The organism is Streptomyces sp. SudanB182_2057 (genome assembly GCF_964272715.1).
GTDB lineage: Bacteria > Actinomycetota > Actinomycetes > Streptomycetales > Streptomycetaceae > Streptomyces > Streptomyces rubradiris.
This window is the reverse complement of the sequence record NZ_OZ186798.1, coordinates 8,105,736-8,124,510: the sequence shown is the minus strand read 5'-3', so window position 1 is coordinate 8,124,510 and position 18,775 is coordinate 8,105,736. Positions and strand designations below refer to the sequence as shown.

The following is an 18,775-nucleotide window of genomic DNA, read 5'->3' as shown; positions in this document are numbered from 1 at the left end:
CGCGCTTCGGCCGAGGAGCAGTACTGTCGTGAGCACGACCGAGCAGTCACAGGAGCCCGAGGACATCGCTCCGGGCCCGGAGCCGTCCGCGCTCGCCGGACGGCCGGCCGTCGGCGATCCGGCGCCGACGGATCTGGCCGGGGTCTCCCCCACGTCTCCCGTCGGCAGGCTCGCCGCCACGGTGGAGCGGCTGCGCCGCGAGGTACGCGCCGCGCAGGCGGAGGCGGAGGGCAGGGCGCTGATCGAGCTGGCCAAGGGCATCCTGGTGGAGCGGCTGGGCTGCGGTCCGGCGCAGGCCGCCCGGCAGCTCGCCGAGCTGACCGAGCAGTCCGGGGCGACGCCGCTGGAGTTCGCGGTGGAGGTCATCAACCAGGCCGCCCGCGACCGGATGTCGGAGATCACCAACACGTTCCTGGCCGCCGCGGCGGGCGCCGCGGAGCGGGACGCCGCGGCCGTACGGCTGCGGGCGGCCGAGAGCGGGGCGCTGGCCGCGGACGACACCCAGGCCGTCGCCGACTCCCTGCTGGAGCACGCGCTGCGCCCGCTCGGCGCGGTGGCCGTGGCCGTCTGGGCCGCGGGTGCCGACGGCTCGCTGACCCTGGCCGGCAGCGCCGGGTTCTCCCCGGCGGAGGCCGCCCGATGGAGGTATGTGCCGCCGGAGGTGGCGACGGTGGCGCGCCGGGGCCTGACCGAGCGCGCCGGTCAGTGGTTCGGCTCCCTCGCCGAGACCGGGCTGCCCACCATCGGCCGGTATCTGCACCCGGACGGGGCCCGGGTGGCGGTGCCCGCGGGCACCGGGGGCCGGATCCACGGGGTGCTGGAGATCGCCTGGCCGGGCCCGCTGGAGCCGCAGCCATCGGGGGTCGTCCGGCAGGTGGAGGCCCTGGCCGAGCTGTGCGCGCACACGCTGGAGACGTACACGCCGCGCCGGGAGGCCGGGCAGGAGCCCCGTGTCCTGCCGGACACCGCCGAGTTGATGGACCTGGCGGACGGGCTGCACGACCCCGCCCTGGTCCTGGTGCCGTACCTCGACGACTCCGGGCAGCTGGTCGACTTCCGCATCCAGCACATCAACAACCACTTCCTGGATCCGGCGGGCCGGCCGCGGGCGGTGGTCAACGGGGCGCTGCTGCTGGAGGCGTACCCGATGGCCGCGGGCAAGAGCGAGCTGTTCCACCGGGTGGAGCGGGTGTACGCCACGGGCGAGCCGTTCCGGGCCCGCCGCATGCAGCTGACCTCGCTGGTCGACCAGGTGTCGCTGTCGGCGGTCGCGGACATCAGCATCAGCCGGCACGGCAACAGCGTGCTGCTGATCTGGCGCATCGAGGACGAGACGGCGCGGCTGGCGAGCCTGCTCCAGCACGCCCAGCGCCTGGGCCGTATCGGCGGGTTCGAGGAGAACCTGCTCACGGGTGAGATCACCTGGAACGACCAGCTGTTCCAGCTCTACGGCCGGCCCCCGACGAGCACGCCGGTCCCGTTGGAGGAGCTGCCGGCGTACGCGCACCCCGACGACGCCGTGCCCCTCGGCCGGTTCCTGCGCACGGTGCTGCACCAGCGCCGGCCCGCCTCGGCGGCCTTCCGGTTGCAGCGGCCCGACGGCGTGACCCGGCACATCCGCGTGGTCGCCGAACCGGTGCTGGACACCGACGGCCGGCTGTTCGTGGTGCGGGGTGCCTACCAGGACATCTCGGCCCAGCACTGGACGGAGGTGGCGCTCGCCGCGACCCGGGACCAGCTCGCCCACACCGAGCAGCAGGCCGCCGAGCGCAACCGGCTGACCCTGCAGTTGCAGCACGCGATCATGCCGCCGACCAGGGCGCCGCTGTCGGTGCCGGGGCTGGAGGTGGCGGTGCGGTACCGCCCGGCGGAGACCGAGCACCTGGTGGGCGGTGACTGGTACGACGCCGTGGTGCTGCCGTCGGGGCTGGTCCTGATGTGCGTGGGTGATGTCGCCGGCCACGGCATCGAGGCGGCCACCAGCATGGTGGTGCTGCGCAACGCGCTGCGCGGGCTCGCCGTGACCGGTGCCGGGCCGGGTCAATTGCTGTCGTGGCTGAACATCGTGGCGCACCATCTGACCGGCGCGGTCACCGCCACGGCGGTCTGCGCGCTGTACGACCCCGAGCGGCACACCCTGCGCTGGGCGCGGGCGGGCCATCTGCCGCCGGTCCTGGTCCGCGGCTCGGAGGCGGCGCCGTTGCCGCTGGTGAAGGGCCTGCTGCTGGGCGCGGTGCCGGAGGCCGTCTACGAGGAGGCCGAGCTGGAGTTCGCTCCGGAGGACACGCTGCTGCTGTACACCGACGGCCTGATCGAACGCCGTGACCGGTCCGTGGAGGAGTCCCTGGCCCACCTGCTGACCACGGCCCGTACGGCGCCGAAGACCCTGGACCAGCAGTTGGACGGCCTGCTGACCTACAGCAGGTCGGACACGGACGACGACACCTGCATCGTGGGCATCCGGGTGGTGTAGCCGCTGCCGGGTCAGCCGCCGATGCCGGAGTCCTGCGCGGCGGCCACGATCGCCGCCGCGTCCTCCGGCAGCAGATAGCCGGCGTCGACGGACGCCCGCGCGGCCGTGCGCACCTTGTCCACGTAGTCGGCGTGGGTCGGGTAGAGCCGGCTGAGCACCGGTTCGGCGGTGGGCGGGAAGTTCGGGTCGGACGGGTCGCCGTCGTCGTGCCGGTCCCAAACGTCGGCGTCGCCGTTCCACGGGTCACGGGCCCCGTACAGGCCGCAGAAGACACCGCTGCCGGTGGTGTCGCGCGCACCGGTGAGAGTACGGGTGGGCACCGTGACGTCCGGCAGCCGGACGCCGCCGGTGGCCAGGCCGGTGGCCGGGTCGCGCAGGAGGGTGCTCAGCGGCTGACCGCTCGGCGGCCGCGCACCGCCCCGCGCCCAGTCGGCCAGGTGGCGCAGCGCCGCGTTCATCGCCCAGTGGCCGGGCCCGTCGTTGAAGGGGGCCGAACCGGGGGCGCAGTCGGCCGACGGCGCGGCCTGGCCCGCCGACTTGCGCACGGTGGGCTCGCCCGTGTCGTAGGCCCACTGGTCGCCGTGCGCGGTGCCGGCCAGTTCCCAGCGCACGACGCTGTCGGTGTCCGGTTGCCGTGCGGCGGCGGCGCCCGGCACGTCGGTCTCGGTGAGCACGACGAAGGTGGGCACCGGCAGATCGGTCCTGATCCGGGACGGGTTCGGCATCCGCAGGGTGTCGGCGAGCTCGCCGCTGATCGGCGCGGCGATCGCGCTGTTGCTGTGCACCATGAAGCCGTCGTAGACCCTGGACACCGGCTGGACGGCGTTGACGTACGTCGTCATGAAGCCCGCCGACTGCGACTCGCCGTCGGCGAGCAGCGTCCGGACCGGGAGCCCGCCGAGCGGGTCGGGCCCGTTCGGGGCGCGCAGCGCCTGGCCCGCCTGGGAGAAGATGTCGTAGGCGTAGGCGTCTCCGGGATGGACCAGGCTGCCGTACCGCGCCGGGTCCCAGCCCTTCAGGCCCTTGATCTCGCCCAGCCCGCCGTTGACGCCGACGGCCTGCGCCGAGACGCCGACCCAGGCGTAGCCCTGGCGCAGCAGTTCGTCCCGCTGGAACCAGTAGTCCGGGGAGAGATCGAGCTGTCCACTGACGTTGAGCCACTCCACGACCACCGTGCCGTTGAACTCGGCCGGGTCGGCGGGGCGGCGCACCAGCAGACGGCTTCGGTAGGGGGCGGTACCGGACGCGCGGACGTCCCACCGGCCGTCCGAGGTCCACAGGCCGGACTTGGCGTACGACGTGGCGGTGCCCGAGATGAAGTACTCGCTCTCGGTGTAGCCGAAGGAGCCGAGGTCCTCCGCCGCGGCGAGGAACGGGAAGCCGTGGCCGCCGGCGGGCGGGACGGTGACCGTGGGGCTCGCGGCCCCGGCGGCGGAGGCCGCGGCCGGGGTGGCCGCGGGAGTGCCGAGAACGCCGCCGCACAGCAGCGTCCCGAGCACGGTGGCGGTGACGGACCGCCGGGATGATCGAGCGGGCATGCGCACGGTTTCCTCCGTGGGTGCGGGTCCCAATGGGCTGAATCCGCAGTGTCGGGGAACGGCGGCGGGCTGCCATCGGTGAATCCACCGGTGCTCCAAGGGCGGTGCGTCGGCGCCGGACGCCGGGCATCCGCAACCGCCGCGCCCCGCTTGACCATTGATTGACCATCTCTTTGCCTTCTAGGCTTCGGCGGAGGCGGCGCGGACCCTCGTGGACCTGGTGCCGGACGACAAGGTGAGCCGCGAGGCGATCCGGAAGAACAGGAGACCCGATGGTTACCCACCCCGGCCCGCCGGTCGCGGCGCACACGGTCGACGCCGTCGTCGTAGGCGCCGGCCTTTCCGGCCTCTACCAGCTCCACCGGCTGCGGCAGCTCGGTCTCACGGCGGTGGTCCTGGAAGCCGGTGACGACGTCGGCGGCACCTGGTACTGGAACCGGTATCCCGGGGCCCGCTGCGACATAGAGAGCCTGTCCTACTCCTATTCCTTCTCCCCGGAACTGGACCAGGAGTGGGAGTGGAGCGAGCGTTACGCCTCCCAGCCGGAGATCCTGCGGTACATCCACCACGTCGCCGACCGGTTCGGCCTGCGCCGGGACGTCGTCCTGCGCACCCGGGTCACCCGCGCCGTGTACGACGAGGACAGTCATCTGTGGCGGCTCTCCACGGACACCGGACGGACCGTCACCGCCCGGTTCGTCATCCTCGCCACCGGCTGCATGTCGGTCCCCAAGGATCCCGGGATACCCGGCGCCGACAGCTTCACCGGCGCCATCCACCACACCGCCCGCTGGCCGCGCGAGGACGTCTCCTTCGCCGGCAAGCGGGTAGCCGTGATCGGGACCGGATGCTCGGGCGTCCAGGCCATCCCCGTCATCGCCGACGAGGCGGCCTCCCTCACCGTCTTCCAGCGCACCCCGGCCTACGTGCTGCCCGCGCACAACCGCCCGCTGCCGTCCGCGGAGACCGCCCGGTTCAAGGCCGGCTACCCCGAGTTCCGGCGCGCCCAGCGGCTGTCCCGGGGCGGGACCGTCTTCGAGCCGCCGACCCGGTCGGCCCTGGAGGCGGACGAGACGGAGCGCACGGCCGCCTACGAAGCCGCCTGGGGCGAGGGCTTCCTGAACGGGCTGCTGCGCACGTACACCGACATCCTGACCGACGAGAAGGCCAACGAGACCGTGGCGGAGTTCGTCCGCTCCAAGATCCGGTCGATCGTCACCGACCCCGCGACGGCCGAACTGCTCTCGCCGCGCACGTACCCGTTCGCGACCAAGCGCCCCTGTCTGGGCACCGGTTACTACGCCGCCTACAACCGGCCGCACGTGTCGCTGGTCGACCTGCGCACGACCCCGATCGAGACGATCACGCCCCGGGGCATCCGGACCTCGGCCGGGGAGCACGACCTCGACATGATCGTCTTCGCCACCGGCTTCGACGCCCTGACCGGCTCCCAGCTCGCCATCGACATCGTGGGCAAGGGCGGCGCTTCCCTCCGGGACAGGTGGGCGGAGGGCCCCCGGAGCTACCTGGGGCTCGTCTCGGCCGGCTTCCCCAACCTCTTCAGCGTCCTGGGGCCGCTCAGCCCGTCCGTGCTCACCAACATCGCGGTGTCCCTGGAACAGCAGGTCGAGTGGATCACCGACTGCATCGGGCACCTGCGGCGGAACGGCGTCACGGAGATCGACGCCCTCCCGGACGCGGAGGCCGGCTGGGGCGCCCACGTGGCCGAGGTCGCCGCCCGTACGCTCTACCCGGCGGTGGACTCCTGGTACACGGGAGCGAACGTCCCGGGCAAACCCCGTGTGTTCCTCGCCTACGCGGGCGGTCTGGACCGGTACCGGGAGGAGTGCGACACCGTGGCCCGCAACGGCTACACCGGCTTCGCTCTTTCTTCCCGTCCCTGAGGGCACCGGACGCCGGGGCGGCGGCGCGCCTGACCCGTTCGGCCGACGACGCACCCGTCGGCGCGGCGGAGCGGGAAGGAGGACGGGTACACGGCACCGGCCATGGCATCCAGGGAGCACCATGCAGACGTTCCTGCCCGACTCCGACTTCCGCCGCTCCGCCCTGCTCCTGGACCGCCGCCGCCTGGGCAAGCAGCGGGTCGAGGCGCTCCAGGTCCTGCGCGGGCTGACCGTGCCCGGCTACGGCTGGCGCAGGCACCCGGCCGTGCGGATGTGGCACGGCTACGACGAGGCCCTGGTCCGCTACGGGCTGGAGATCTGCCGGGTGTGGCGGGAACAGGGACACCAGGACAGCTGCGCCGCGTCACTGGTCGCCGACTACGCCGGAGCCCACCCCGGCGCTCACGTGCGCGACCAGGCCGCGCTCGCCCGCGCGGGGGAACTGCCGCCGTGGCTCGGCGACGCCGCCTTCCACCGCAGCCACCAGTCCGCGCTCGTCCGCAAGGACCCGGAGACCTACGCGGACCTGTTCCCGGGCGTCCCGGACGACCTGCCCTACGTATGGCCGTCCTCGGACCGCGAGGCCGGCGGACCGGCCGGCCTCCCGCCGGGCCCGTAGGCGCCTCGGTTCGCTACGGACGCGTCGGCGCGAGCCTGCGACTGTTGTGCGTGAGGCAGTAGTCGTCGCGGACCGTCCGGTAGCCGGGGAAGCGGACGGCACCCAGCAGTCGCGCCCAGTCCGCGGCGTTCGTCTCGATCCTGCGGACGACACGGTCACGGGCTGCCTGGTCGGGCGCGTCGACGAGCTGCCGGGCGTGCTCCCACGCCTGGGCACGCCAGGACCGGAACAGCTGCCCGGCGGTGAGGCCGGCGATGGGGTTCCAGCGGTCGTCGGCGAGGGCGACGATCAGGTCGTAGCGGTCGGCGACGTCCCGTACGGCAGGGCCGTAGGCGCGGTCCAGGACCGTCTGGAAGCGGTCGTAATCGGGCTTGCGCGTGCCGCCTTGGGGGCGGGTGAGTCCGAGGGCGGCGAGGACGTACGGCATGTCGCGCTGAATGTGCGCGTTGGCTCCCAGGAGCACGTCCTGCCCGGCGTTGACATCGGCGGTGCGCGCCGCCGCGAACGCCGCGTGCCAGGCGGCCGGTACGGGGCGTCCCGCGCGGTCGGCCTCATAGGCGTCGAGGTACAGGTTGACGAAGCCGGTGTTGAGGCTGCCGGCGAGCCAGGACGGCTCGTCGAAGGGTTCGCCGTGGGCGACCGCCGTCTCCAGCGAGCGCTCCAGGTGGACGTAGATGGCGGGGAAGGGGGCGCGGTGGTCGCAGCCCAGCCGGTCCCGGATCCCCTCGAGGGTGCGGCGCGCGTCCCGCACGCATCCGATGACCGGCCCCTGGCAGACCAGGGGCCCGGCCGTGACCGGGGCCGGTGTGGCGGCGGTGGCGGTGCCGCCGCTCAGGACGATGACGGCCGCCATGGCGGCGGCCATCCACATACGGACTCCGCGCGGCCGACGGCCCATGGCTCGTCCCTCCCCCGTACTCCCCGGCGGCAGATGTGTCGCCTGCTGGAACGAGACCGAGGACCGGGAGGTTACGGCCGGTGCGCCGGGGAACGGACGGCCCCTTCGGGCCTGGTGCGCCGCGGAACCGGGGCCGCCGGTGGCCGGTGCGGGACCGCCGCTGTGCACGCGCCCGGTCGGATCACCCGAGGAGCCAGCCGCCGAGGCGGGTGTTCTCCTTCTGCGCGAAGCCGACGGACGCCGCGGTGATCACCCGGCTGCCCTTGGCGGTGGGACCGCCGGTGCCGCCGGGCAGGACCCAGACCGCGCCGGTGGAGAAGTTCTCCTCGGCCGCGCTGACGAAGAGTTCGGGCTTGCCGTCCTTGTTGATGTCCCCGACGGCCACGGTGCTGCCGAACGCGTCCTCGCTCTCGTCGGTGTCAGGGATGTCCGCGGTGTTCTGGGTGAAGGCGTAGGCGCCACCGCCCAGGGCCCCGGTCCGGCGGCCGGGGATCACCGTCACCTGCCCGGCGTTTCTCCTGCCCGTGTCCTCCAGAGGCGCGCCGACCACGATGTCCGCCAGCCCGTCGTGGTTCAGATCGGCCACCGAGAGGGCGCGGCCGAAGCTGTCCTCCTTCTCGCCGGCACCGGGGACACCGGGGGTGTCCTGGGTCAGCTGCACGGGTTTGGCGTCCCGGGCGATGCCGTGCGCCGAGCCGTACCACAGCAGCACCCGGCCGCCGAGCGCGCCGTCGGCTCCGGCCCTGTCCGGCTCGTCCGGGTCTCCGACGACGAGATCGGCGTATCCGTCGCCGTTGACGTCGCCGGTGGCCGGGATCAGGCCGTTGCCCTTCTGCTGGGCGCCCTCGAAGACGGGGCCGATGTACACCGCGCCGCCGCTCAGTCCGCTTTCCCGGATGGTGACGGCCACTTCCTCGGGGTGGCCCCCTCCGTTGAAATCGCCCAACGCGACACTTCCGACGCTGGCGGTCTCCCGGTGTTCCAAGGCCCGGCCGTAGGTGCCGTTGCGACTGAACGGGCCCTGGAAGACCATCGCCCCCTCGTACCCGGCGACGAGCACCTCTGTCTTCACACCGGGGCCGGTGCTCAGCGCGGCCACGTCGAGGCCGTAATAGCTGCCCGCGGTGGCCGCCGGCAGGTCGGTGCCGGAGGTCAGCCCCTTCTTGCCGCCCCACAGGACCGTCACCATGCCGGCGTCCCTGCCCCTCGGGGTGTCCTCGTACGGGGTGGAGACCACCAGGTCCGCGAAGCCGTCCCGGTTCAGGTCGGCCGTCGCGGTGGCAGCACCGAATCCGTCGTCCGTCTCCGCCGCGCCCGGCACCCCCGCGGTGTTCTGCGTGATGGTCGCCCGCCGGGACGTCGACAGCCCCGTCTTCGACCCGTAGAGCACGACCAAGGCGCCGGCTCCCGTCTTGCCGGCGACGTTCGCCCCGGGCGCGGGCAGCACGGCGTCGCGGTAGCCATCGCCGTTGAAATCGCCGGGCACCGCCCCGTGCGCTGCCGCGGGTGCGGCCGACAGCAGCGGAGCGCCCATGACGGCGGCGATCAGGAGCGCCCCCGATCTCCAACCGCCGCGCCGGCCGTGTCTGTTCACCATGTTCCGGATCCCCTCCCCCACGGCGCACCTGGCGCGCGCCGCGATCAGGGCATCGTAGGGGGCACCCGGCGCGGCTCCCACGGTGGCCCCCGGCCGGAGTCGCCGCGCTCGGACGGACCGCAGCGCGTCCCTCCCGGCGCGTTGCCATGGGCGGCGCTCACGCTCGGGCGCTGTCGTCCGGGGAGTCGAGGCCGGTCAGGTGGGCGGTGTCGCCCCAGGACGCGGGGCGCAGGCGCTGTCCGTCGCCGTGCCAGGACGACACCGAGGCGTTCGGGACGGGAGGCAGCCGGTCCGGCGCGGGTGCGCCGACGCCCGCGAGCACGTGGCGCAGGGCGAGGACCACGGCGTCGTGCGCCACGACGAGGACCCTCCGCGAGGGTGCCGCACGCTGGAGGTCGCCGACGAACTGGCCCACGCGCACGGCCACATCGGTCAGCGACTCGCCGCCGGGCGGCCGGTACCACCACTCGCCGAGACGTTCACGGCGGGCGGCCTCCTCGGGCGCGCGGGCCCGCAGCGCGGCGGGGGGATGCAGCTCGAAGACGCCCATCTCCCGGTCCCGCAGCCGCTCGTCGACCAGCACCGGGAGCGGCGCCGCTCCGCCCGGTCGAGCGCGGTCCGCCATCGCCTGCCAGGTCTGCCGCGCCCTGGTGAAGGGCGAGCAGACCACCAAATCCGGCCCGGTGGCGGGCGGTTGGCGGGCCAGCCAGTCGCCCAGGGCGTGGGCCTGCGCGAGGCCCAGCGGGGACAGCGGGACATCGCGGTCGCGTCCGGGCACCGGCGACACAGTGGCCCCGGACCGCTCCGCCAGGGCGAAGGCTCGGTTGGCCGTGCTCTGCCCGTGCCGTACGGCCCACACCGCGCCCAGGGCACATGGCGGCGCCAGACCGGTGCCGGTGTCGCCGGCCGGGTCGGGATGTGCCGGGGACATACCGGCCTCCTGCTGGTCGTCTCGGTGCGATCACTGCCGTTCTGCCGGAATGGCCGGGCCCGTCGGCGGGGCGGCCGCTCGACGTACGCTACGCCGGTCGCGGACGGCGTGCTTCTTCGCCGAGCCGCTGAACGGAGGGCTCCCAGACGTACGTCACCCGTCACGGAAGGTGCTTCGGCACCGGGCGGCCACCGATCTCGCACTCGCGATCTATATACAGAACGGAGCTGACTGGATACGGAAGGTAGTCCCATTCCGGTGCTGCTCCGCCTGTTCATGCGGAAGCATTGTCCTCGCCCTTCATGGCACCAGGCCGCACCAGGCCCCCGTGGCGGCTTTCCGTGAGCCGCTGGAAGGAGGAACGAGATGGACAACCCGGAAGTGACGGTCGAGGAGTACGAGTCCCCGATGATGGTGGAACTCGGGGAGTTCGCCGAGCTGACGAACGGCATCGGTTCCCAGACCTGGGACACCATCTGGCTGTGGGACTGAGGCCCTGGCCGTGCCGGACACGCACGAGCCGGGCGGCGAGGGCGAGTTCGTCGTCGTTCCCGACCGCGACGGCGTCCGCGCCCCCGCCGCCCCGGGCGCCGAGGTCCTGGCCACGCATCCGTCGGGACGCCCGCTGATCGTCGGCCGACTCCACGGCGACCGGCTCCTGGTGAGCCGCACCCCCGAGGGAACCGTCGCGGTGCTGGGCTGCTGCCCGGTGGACCGGCGGCTGCTGGAGAGCCGCCTGGCCGGCTCACGGACGCCGACGGACCTGTACAGAGCCGCGTCGGGGCTCCCCGGCAGCCATCATGTCGTCGTCTCGTCCGGCGGAACGGTCCGCGCCTGGGGCACGTTGGCCCACACCCGGCGGCTGTTCCACGGCGCGGGGCCGCTGGCGTCGAACCGCGCGGACCTCCTGGCCGCCGGCGCCACCGCACTGGACGAAACCGCGCTGGCCCTGCGGCTGCTCCTCCCCGGCGTGCCGCACCCGCTGTCGGAGACGACCGTGTGGCGAGGTGTCCGGTCGCTGCCCGGGGACCACTTCCTCGAACTGCCCCCGGACGGCGGGACACGCACCGGGCGGCGATGGAGCCCGCCCCACCCCGAGCTGACCCGGGCGCAGGCCGCCGTCCTGCTGCGTGAGGCTCTCTCCACCGCCGTACACGCCCGTGTCGAGACGGGCGCGGTCGTCAGCTGCGACCTGTCCGGCGGACTCGACTCGACCCCGGTCGCCTATCTCGCGTGGCAGCGGGCGGCCCGGCTCGTCGCTCTCACCCTCACGGGTCTCACCAGTGAGGACGACGACACGGGAGCGGCGGTACGGGCCGCCGGTCACATGCCGGGAGCCGACCACAGGCTGATCAGCGTGGACGGACTGCCCCATGCCCTGGCCGGCCTCTTCGACACCCGCCCCCGCCACGACGAGCCCTTCCAGGGCCTGCAGAGCGCGCGCTTCCTGGAACTGGCGCGCCTCGCCCGGTCGGCCGGATCCCGGCTGCACCTGACCGGCCACGGCGGGGACGAGGTCCTGACGGCGCCGCCGTCGTACGTGCACACGCTGATCCGGCGGCACCCCTTGACGGCCCTCAACCACCTCTACGGACAGCGGGGGTTGCGGCGGTGGTCGGTGCGGCAGACCTGGCAGATGGTCAGCGACCGCCGCCCGTACGGGGCGTGGCTGGCGCACAGCGCCCGGCACCTGCGCTCGCCGATGCCCGGCCAGTGGCGCGTTCCCCCGCCCCTTTGGCACCAGGCCCTGCGGCTGCCCCCGTGGATCACCGCGCGGGCCGCGCAGGCGGTCGCGGACGCCCTGACCGACGCGGCCCGCCATGCCCGGCCGCTGGCCGGGACCCGTACCCAGCACCTGGCCCTGGAGAACATCAGGACGTCCGGCCGGATCGCCCGGCTGGTCGGCCAGGTGACGGGCGAGGCGGGTGTGCAGACCGCCACGCCCTTCCTCGACGACCGCGTGGTGGAGATCTGCCTGGCGACCCGCCCCGAGGAACGGTCCAGTCCCTGGGAGTTCAAACCGCTCCTGCGGGAAGCCCTGGCCCGGACCGTGCCCCCCGGAATGCTCCGGCGTTCCACGAAGAACGACATGGCCGAGGACGTCCACACCGGCCTGCGCAGTCAGCGACGGAGGCTCGCGGCGCTGTGCGACGACTCGCGGCTGGCCCGGCTGGGGCTGATCGACGCGGGGGAACTGCGGCAGGCGTGCCTGGCCCCGCAGCGGCCAGGTCCCCTGCCGGCTGCCCTCATCCTGACGCTGAACTGCGAATCCTGGCTGCGCGGCCGCGTCCCGCCCACGCCTCGCGGCGCCGTGACCGGCGGGATGGACCCCTGACACACCTACCGGAGGAACACGGTGAGGAAAGCGAGAGGTGCGGCGCTGGCGCGGCCCGGCGATCAGCGGCCCCTGACTCCGGGACGGCATCTGTGCGCGGTGCTGGCCGTCGGCGCGGCACGCCTCCTGACGCGCCGGCCGCCCTACGACGTGCGGCGCGTGCTGACCCGTGTGGCCGAGGGAGCGAGACCGGCGACCTACGAGGAGGCCGCGGCGGCGCGGGCGGCGGTGCTCAGGGTGAGCGTCATGTGCGCCGGTGACGGCTGTCTCCAGCGGTCCGTGGCCATCGCCCTGCTGTGCCGTGTGCGGGGCACGTGGCCGACGTGGCGGGTGGGGGTCCGTACGATGCCCTTCCGTGCGCACGCCTGGGTGGAGGCGGAAGGGACCGCGGTCGGGGAGAGCACCGACACCACCCTGTGGCGGCCACTGATCACCGTCGAGAGCCACTCCCGGTCAGGGGAAGTCCGCCCATGACCCGGAGAGCGCGACTGCGCCCCCACGTGACGACCGTCGCGACCGACGACGGGCTGGTCCTGCTGGACGAGCGCCGCGGACGGTACTGGCAGCTGAACACCACCGCGGCGGCGATCCTGGAACACCTCGCCCGGGGTTCGGACCCACGCACGACCGCCGAGCATCTGGTCTCCCGCTACGGCATCGCACGCGAACAGGCCGAATCCGACATCCACGCCTTCCTCGACCGGCTCCACTCCGCCGGCCTCCTGGACCCCGACTACCGGACCACCGGATAGCGACGCCTCGGACCACCGATACCAGGACACGAACCCGAACCCGCCAAGACCGACTGGGCTCATTCACCGGGCCACTTGTCGCCTCGTACGCGGGCGTGAAGGTGTTCGTCGTGCCACCCGTCCGCGTGCAGGAGGGCACGACGCATAGTGCCCTCCAAGGCGAAGCCGGCCCTCGTCGCCACCCGGCAGGACGCCGGGTTGGCCACGGAATGGGTGAGGCGCAGCCGGTGCAAGCCCAGGTCGTCCACGGCCCACCGGCTGAGACGGACGGCCGCGTCGGTCATGACACCGCCGCCACGGCCGGCCGGCAGCAGCCAGTACAGGATCTCGGCGCTCCCGCCCCTGAGATCGATGTCCCCCCAACCGATCAGCCCCATGGGGCGCTCGCCGGGGCGCGCGACGGCCCAGATCGCCGCCTGCTCGGACGTCCATCGCTCGTGCCAGCGGGCGATCCTGGCTCGGGCGTCCTGAAGGGAGACGTCACGCCCCGGACGGCTCCACTGCTGGACATCCGGGTCGAGACTGGCGTCCACGAGGGCCTGGGCATCGTCTTGTCGCCACGGGCGCAGTTCCACGTCCCCCGTGAGCCGGAACACGGGCTGACCGCTCCGGCTCATCCGGCCTGCGGGCACTACGGCAGGTGTCGAAGAGATCATCGGGGCATCATGCCACCCGGGACCGGACGCTCAGCGGCCCTCCGGGGATCGCTGTGCGGCAGCAGTCGGGGAAGATGGGCGGGTCAGTCGGGGAAGATGGGCGGGTAATCGTTCTCGTCAGCTAGGAGTGTCCGCGCAGATGGCTGTCTCCGCACCCGGTCCGAAGCCGACGACGATCGCGGATGTCGCGCGGGTGGCCGGGGTTTCGCGTACGACCGTGTCCCACGCCCTCAATGGGCGCGGCAAGGTCGATCCCCGGACGCGGGAGCGTATCCGGCAGGTCGCGACCGAGCTCGGTTACCGGCCCAATCTGCGGGCGCAGCGGCTGCGGCGCGGGCAGGCGAAGGTGATCGCGCTCGCCTCCTCGATGCCGTTCGCGGTGGCGGGCGGGCCGTCCCGGCTCGGGTTCTACATGGAGGTCGCGGCGGCCGCGGCGGAGCGCGCCCTGCTGCACGACTACGCGCTCGTGCTCGTACCGCCCGTGCAGTCGGGCTCGGCGCTGTACTCCGTCGACATCGACGGGGCCATCGTGGTCGAGCCGGACGTCGAGGACGCGGCGGCGGCCCAACTGCGTGAGCGCGGGCTGCCGTACGTGGCGCTCGGCCGGCCGGTGTCGCCCGAGGAGGACACCCCGTACGTCGATCTGCGCGGCCGGCTGGTCGCGGAGCTGCTGCTGCGGCACCTGCGCGAGCAGGGTGCCGGCCGGCCGGCGCTGCTGGTGGGCGCCGGTGCGCGGCACTCGTCCGTGGACGCGATCGCCGCGTACAAGCGGCTCGCCGAGGAGTACGGCTGGACACCGATCGTGGCGAGGGTCCCCGAGTCCGGCGGTGAGCGGGCGGGGTACGAGCGGTGCGCCGCCCTGCTCGCCGAGCACCCCGGCATCGACGCGGTCTGCGCGCTGGTGGACGCCTTCGCGGTGGGCGCGGTCCGGGCGGTCCGGGACAGCGGGCGGTCCGTACCGGACGACGTCATGGTGGTCACCCGCTACGACGGCCTGCGTGCCCGTACCTGCGAACCGCCGCTGACAGCGGTCGATCTGCACCTGGACCGGGCGGCGTCCGACGCGGTGGAGCTGCTGCTGGGGCGGCTGCGCGGGGACACCGCCGTACCGTCGGTGGCGGTGTCCCCCGAGCCGCGGGTGATCGCCCGGGCGTCGTCCGTCCGGGCCGCCCGGACCTGAACCCGGCCCCCTCCGGACCGTCAGAAGCCGAGCATCAGGGCGAGCCCGGAGACCAGCGCGAAGACCAGGACGAACAGGCGCATCCTGCGCGCGTCGAGCCGGTGGTGCACCAGCCGGCTGAGCCACGCTCCGGCGGCGATCGCCGGCAGCAGGAGGGCGGCCTGGCCGAGCTCCGTCGCCTGGGCCTTCCCGGTCCCGAACAGCAGCGCCAGGGAGGCCACTTCGCCGACGAGGAAGCACGCGGCGACGGTGGAGCGCAGTTCGGCCGGTGGCCGGTGCTGGTAGACCAGCGCGAGCGGAGGTCCGCCGACACCGGTCGCGGTCTCCGTCAGTCCGGTCACCGCGCCCGCTCCGACGTAGGCGGCCCGGCCGGGTGTGAACGCGGGCGCGGCGAGGCTCACGACGGCCGCGAGCACGGTGGAGACGCCCACGAACACCCCGAGGCCGCGTTCCGGGATCATCCAGAGCACCGCCAGCCCGGCCGGGGTGGCGGCGAGTCTCGCCCCGGTGATCCAGCCCGCGCCGCGCAGATCGAGCGATGCCCTCTCGCGCCAGGCGACGTACAGGTTGAGCGGGATCATCGACGCCAGGACGAAGACCGGGACCAGGTGGGGATCGAGCATCCCGGCCACCGGCGCGACGATCAGCGCGAAGCCGAGCCCGCTGCTGCCCTGGACGAACGCGGCCACGGCCACCGTGAGGGCGAGGACCGTCAGTGTCTGTACCGTCACCGCGCCGTCACCCGCTCCCGCGACCGGTGCAGTGCCCGTGCCTCGGTGGAGGTGCGGTGGGCCCGGGTGATGTCCGCCTTGCCGACGGTGGCACGGGCCAGTTCGGCGGCGCGCCGCACCAGCGCGGCCCCGTCCCAGTCGGCCGGCCGGCCGTGCCACATGCGCAGGCGCCCGGCGACGAAGACGGCCGTGATCTGGTCCCGGTTGCCGCGCCGCACCAGCTCCCAGGGCAGGTCCCAGGAGAGGGCCAGCTCGGGGGTGCCGATGTCGACGAGGAGGAAGTCCGCCGCCAGGCCCTCGGCGATGGTGCCGGTGCGGGCACCGAGGCCGACGGCGTCGGCACCGCCCCGGGTGGCGGTCTCCAGCCATGTCCAGCCGGCGCCGCAGGAGGAGTCGCCGGTGGTCAGCCCGTACGCCAGCCGCTGGGCGAACTCGGCGGCCTCCGCGAGCCGGAAGCCGTCGCCGCGGGTGCCGTCGGTGCCGAGGCCGAAGCGGATGCCGCGCTCGGCCATGGCGGTCGCGGGCGCCACCGCGTTGCCCTTCCAGGCGCTGGCGACGGGGTTGTAGCTGACGGCGGCTCCCGTGTCGGCGAGGAGGGTGAGTTCATGCGGTGTGAGGAGCGCGGCGTGCGCGGCGAGCAGCTGGGGGCCGAGCGCGCCGATGCGGTGCAGGTGTTCCAGGGGCCGCAGTCCGTGCCGTACCAGTGAGCGCTCCACGCCGGCCAGGTGCTCGTTCACGTGGATCTGTACGACGGCGCCGGACTCGGCGGCCAGGCGGGCGGTGCCGCGCAGGGTGCGTTCGGTGGCCGCCTCGGGGATGGAGATGGCGAGGGATGCGTGGACGAGCGGGTCGCCGGCGTATCGGGCGAGGTGCCGCTCCGCGCCGCGCAGCACGGCCGGGTCGGCCGCCGTGGCACCGCCGGTGCCGCTGTTCGCGTCGTCCGCGTCGTTGCAGACGAGTCCCAGTACGCAGCGGATCCCGGCGTCCCGCGCGGCCGCCGCGACCACCTCGACGTCCACACCGGCGCGGGTGCCGGCGTCGGCGACGGTGGTGAAGCCCCCGCGCAGTGCTTCGAGGGCGGCCAGCTTGGCCGCGGTGTAGGCCGATTCCTCGTCCAGCGCGCCCTCGAGCGGCACCCACACCCGGCGGAAGATCTCCGAGGGTTCCCCGAAGGCGAGCGCGGCGCCGAAGCTCTGGGTGAGGTGGTGGTGGGCGTCGACGAAGCCGGGCATCAGGAGGCGGCCGGGCAGTCGCACGGCCCGCGACCGCGGATGGGTGCGCTCCAGTTCGTCCGCCGGTCCGACGGCCTCGAAGCGGCCGTCGTCGATCACGACTGCAAGGCCGTCGACGGGGCCTTCGGGCAGCAGTACCACGTCCGGTACGAGGAGGAGCGGGCCGGGGGCGGTGAGGAGTTCGCGCTCGGGCTGGTTCATCGGTCGCCTTCTGTGCGTACGACGGTCAGGCGGGCGGCGATGCCCGGCCTGATGTGGTGGAAGAGGATGTTGAGGACCGCGGCGACGATCGCGCCGACGGCGACGCCGCTCTCCAGGAGGATGCGGACGCTCGGCGGGAAGTGGCCGTACACACCGGGCACGAGGATCGGCAGCAGTCCCAGCGCCAGGGCGACCGCGCAGATGAAAGTGCTGGTGTGCCGGTCGAGGTCGGAGCGGCCGAGCGTCTGGATGCCGAGCACGGTGATGACGGCGAAGACGACCATGGCGGTGCCGCCCACGACCGCGGACGGGATCACGCTGATCGCGCGGGTGACGGGGGCGAGGAAGCCGATGACGACGAGGAAGACGCCGGCCGCGGCGGTGACGAACCGGCTGCGGACGCCGGTGACGCGGACGATGCCGATGTTCTCCCCGCTGGTGACCATGAGGGGCAGGCCGAAGAACGCGCCGAGGAGCGAGGTGAGGGCGTCGCCCCGGACGGTCTTCGGCACGTCGGTGCGGCGGTCGATCTTCTTGCCGACGGCCTCGGCGTTGATGACGGTCTGGCCGGTGGCCTCCGCCATGGAGGCCAGGCTGTAGAGCATCAGCGGCAGCGCGGCGACGAGATGGAACACGGGTGAGCCGAAGGGCGTCGGCTGCGGCAGGCTGACCAGCTCGCCACCGCCGGCGCCGCCCGCGTCGATCGCGCCGGTCACGGCGGCGAGCGCGGTACCGGCGAGCAGGCCGAGCATCACGGCGAGCTGACGCAGGATGCCGGTGAAGAGCAGGTAGAAGACGACGGTGAACCCGATCGTCGCCATGCCGAGTCCGAGGTTTCCGGGGTCGGCGAAGCCGGGCGTGCCGGGTTGTCCGGTGACGAGGACCGCGCCGACCTTCACCAGGTTGACCCCGACGATCACGATCATGGTGCCGATGACGAGGGCGGGGAAGAACTTGAGCAGCCGGGTGAAGACCGGCAGGACGACGAAGGAGAACAGCGCCGTCAGGATCACCGAGCCGGTGGCGGTGGGCAGGCCGTGCTGTTCGGCGATCGCGAGGAAGAGGATGAGCGGCGCCCCGCCCGGCAGCATCATGAACGGCAGCCGCGGCCCGACCTTCCAGGATCCGAGCGACTGGATCAGCGATCCGACGCCGGACAGCACGAAGGCGGCGGAGAGCAGGTCGACGGTCAGCTCGCTGCCGAGCCGGAGGGTGGCGCTCATCAGGAAGATCGCCGAGATGGGGGTGGCGGCCATGACCAGGACGTGCTGGATCCCGAAGAGCAGGATCCGGCCCAGTGGTCGTGACTCGTCCACGGGGTGGGGCCCTGGGTGATCGTCCGAGGGGTGAGCCCCGGGCCCGTCGTCCAAGGGAGGCGTCTCGGGCTGGGAACCGTCACTGGCCGGGGAGTCGGTGCCGTCACTCACCGGGGAGTCGATGCCGTCGGCGCGGGCGGCCGAGGGAGGGTGGGCACCGGCGGGACGGGCATCGGCGGGATCGGTGGCGGGCGGGGCGGGGTGGGAGGACGTAACGGGGGTCGGGGGCGGGGTCGGGTCCGGGGGCGGGGTCCGGCCGGAGTCGGGTGGTTGGCCGACCGTGGAGCGGCTCTGGCGGGGACTGGACACGTTCGGGCTCCGTTCGGGCGTACGGCACGCTCGGATTTCAGCCGCGATCCGGCCCTGGACGGAGAGCCAAATCGATTTGGCCAAATCGATTTGGCCGCCAGTA

16 protein-coding genes are annotated in these 18,775 nt (G+C 73.6%); 8 read left to right on the top strand and 8 right to left on the bottom strand.

Annotated elements, in window-relative coordinates:
• The first annotated feature begins 28 nt into the window (after positions 1-28).
• Complete coding sequence (locus ACSURM_RS36085; RefSeq protein WP_436960192.1) at positions 29-2,473, top strand: SpoIIE family protein phosphatase; 2,445 nt, start codon at positions 29-31, stop codon at positions 2,471-2,473.
• Positions 2,474-2,484: 11 nt separating this feature from the next.
• Here the strand turns inward: ACSURM_RS36085 and ACSURM_RS36080 are convergent, their stop codons facing one another.
• Positions 2,485-4,011, bottom strand: coding sequence for an alpha/beta hydrolase domain-containing protein (locus tag ACSURM_RS36080; protein WP_436960190.1), 1,527 nt, complete (start codon positions 4,009-4,011; stop codon positions 2,485-2,487).
• Between the two features lie 272 nt (positions 4,012-4,283).
• On the opposite strand from ACSURM_RS36080, the gene ACSURM_RS36075 reads away from it, so the two are divergent.
• Positions 4,284-5,915 carry a flavin-containing monooxygenase gene (locus tag ACSURM_RS36075; protein WP_436960188.1) on the top strand — a complete coding sequence of 544 codons (1,632 nt, stop codon included), beginning with the start codon at positions 4,284-4,286 and terminating at the stop codon, positions 5,913-5,915.
• A gap of 121 nt (positions 5,916-6,036) precedes the next feature.
• Positions 6,037-6,534: an MSMEG_6728 family protein gene (locus ACSURM_RS36070; RefSeq protein WP_436960186.1), complete on the top strand. Its 498-nt coding sequence runs from the start codon at positions 6,037-6,039 to the stop codon at positions 6,532-6,534.
• Positions 6,535-6,547: 13 nt separating this feature from the next.
• Here ACSURM_RS36070 and ACSURM_RS36065 read toward each other — a convergent pair whose 3' ends face one another.
• The 3 genes from ACSURM_RS36065 to ACSURM_RS36055 all read right to left on the bottom strand — a co-directional run bounded on the left by ACSURM_RS36065 (position 6,548) and on the right by ACSURM_RS36055 (position 9,960).
• Positions 6,548-7,399, bottom strand: coding sequence for a DUF5995 family protein (locus ACSURM_RS36065; RefSeq protein WP_436960184.1), 852 nt, complete (start codon positions 7,397-7,399; stop codon positions 6,548-6,550).
• Positions 7,400-7,613: 214 nt separating this feature from the next.
• On the bottom strand, positions 7,614-9,029 hold the full coding sequence (locus ACSURM_RS36060; protein ID WP_436960182.1) for an FG-GAP repeat protein: 1,416 nt from the start codon (positions 9,027-9,029) through the stop codon (positions 7,614-7,616).
• A gap of 157 nt (positions 9,030-9,186) precedes the next feature.
• Positions 9,187-9,960, bottom strand: a complete 774-nt coding sequence (locus tag ACSURM_RS36055; RefSeq protein ID WP_436960180.1) for a histidine phosphatase family protein — start codon at positions 9,958-9,960, stop codon at positions 9,187-9,189.
• Between the two features lie 366 nt (positions 9,961-10,326).
• On the opposite strand from ACSURM_RS36055, the gene ACSURM_RS36050 reads away from it, so the two are divergent.
• From ACSURM_RS36050 to ACSURM_RS36035, 4 genes are read left to right on the top strand one after another with little or no spacing between them, the layout of a single operon-like run.
• A complete protein-coding gene (locus ACSURM_RS36050; RefSeq protein WP_189990970.1) occupies positions 10,327-10,452 on the top strand; it encodes a lasso RiPP family leader peptide-containing protein in 126 nt (41 codons plus the stop codon).
• Between the two features lie 10 nt (positions 10,453-10,462).
• Positions 10,463-12,295 carry an asparagine synthase-related protein gene (locus ACSURM_RS36045; protein WP_436960178.1) on the top strand — a complete coding sequence of 611 codons (1,833 nt, stop codon included), beginning with the start codon at positions 10,463-10,465 and terminating at the stop codon, positions 12,293-12,295.
• A 21-nt stretch (positions 12,296-12,316) separates the two neighbouring features.
• A complete protein-coding gene (locus tag ACSURM_RS36040) occupies positions 12,317-12,769 on the top strand; it encodes a lasso peptide biosynthesis B2 protein (RefSeq protein WP_436960176.1) in 453 nt (150 codons plus the stop codon).
• Positions 12,766-13,047, top strand: coding sequence for a lasso peptide biosynthesis PqqD family chaperone (locus ACSURM_RS36035; RefSeq protein WP_436960174.1), 282 nt, complete (start codon positions 12,766-12,768; stop codon positions 13,045-13,047). Before ACSURM_RS36040 ends, ACSURM_RS36035 begins: the two co-directional genes overlap by 4 nt.
• A 59-nt stretch (positions 13,048-13,106) precedes the next feature.
• On the opposite strand, the gene ACSURM_RS36030 is transcribed toward ACSURM_RS36035, so the two are convergent.
• The gene (locus ACSURM_RS36030) at positions 13,107-13,703 is read right to left on the bottom strand and encodes a GNAT family N-acetyltransferase (RefSeq protein ID WP_436960172.1); all 597 of its coding nucleotides are present in this window, start codon (positions 13,701-13,703) and stop codon (positions 13,107-13,109) included.
• Positions 13,704-13,842: 139 nt separating this feature from the next.
• Between ACSURM_RS36030 and ACSURM_RS36025 the strand changes: the two genes are divergently transcribed.
• Positions 13,843-14,883: a LacI family DNA-binding transcriptional regulator gene (locus tag ACSURM_RS36025; RefSeq protein ID WP_436960170.1), complete on the top strand. Its 1,041-nt coding sequence runs from the start codon at positions 13,843-13,845 to the stop codon at positions 14,881-14,883.
• A 20-nt stretch (positions 14,884-14,903) separates the two neighbouring features.
• Here ACSURM_RS36025 and ACSURM_RS36020 read toward each other — a convergent pair whose 3' ends face one another.
• From ACSURM_RS36020 to ACSURM_RS36010, 3 genes are read right to left on the bottom strand one after another with little or no spacing between them, the layout of a single operon-like run.
• A complete protein-coding gene (locus tag ACSURM_RS36020) occupies positions 14,904-15,614 on the bottom strand; it encodes a TSUP family transporter (protein WP_436960168.1) in 711 nt (236 codons plus the stop codon).
• Positions 15,611-17,047 carry an amidohydrolase family protein gene (locus ACSURM_RS36015; protein WP_436960166.1) on the bottom strand — a complete coding sequence of 479 codons (1,437 nt, stop codon included), beginning with the start codon at positions 17,045-17,047 and terminating at the stop codon, positions 15,611-15,613. The genes ACSURM_RS36020 and ACSURM_RS36015 overlap by 4 nt, the downstream gene beginning before the upstream one ends.
• Positions 17,044-18,363 carry a uracil-xanthine permease family protein gene (locus tag ACSURM_RS36010; protein ID WP_436960165.1) on the bottom strand — a complete coding sequence of 440 codons (1,320 nt, stop codon included), beginning with the start codon at positions 18,361-18,363 and terminating at the stop codon, positions 17,044-17,046. The genes ACSURM_RS36015 and ACSURM_RS36010 overlap by 4 nt, the downstream gene beginning before the upstream one ends.
• Between the last annotated feature and the right edge of the window lie 412 nt (positions 18,364-18,775).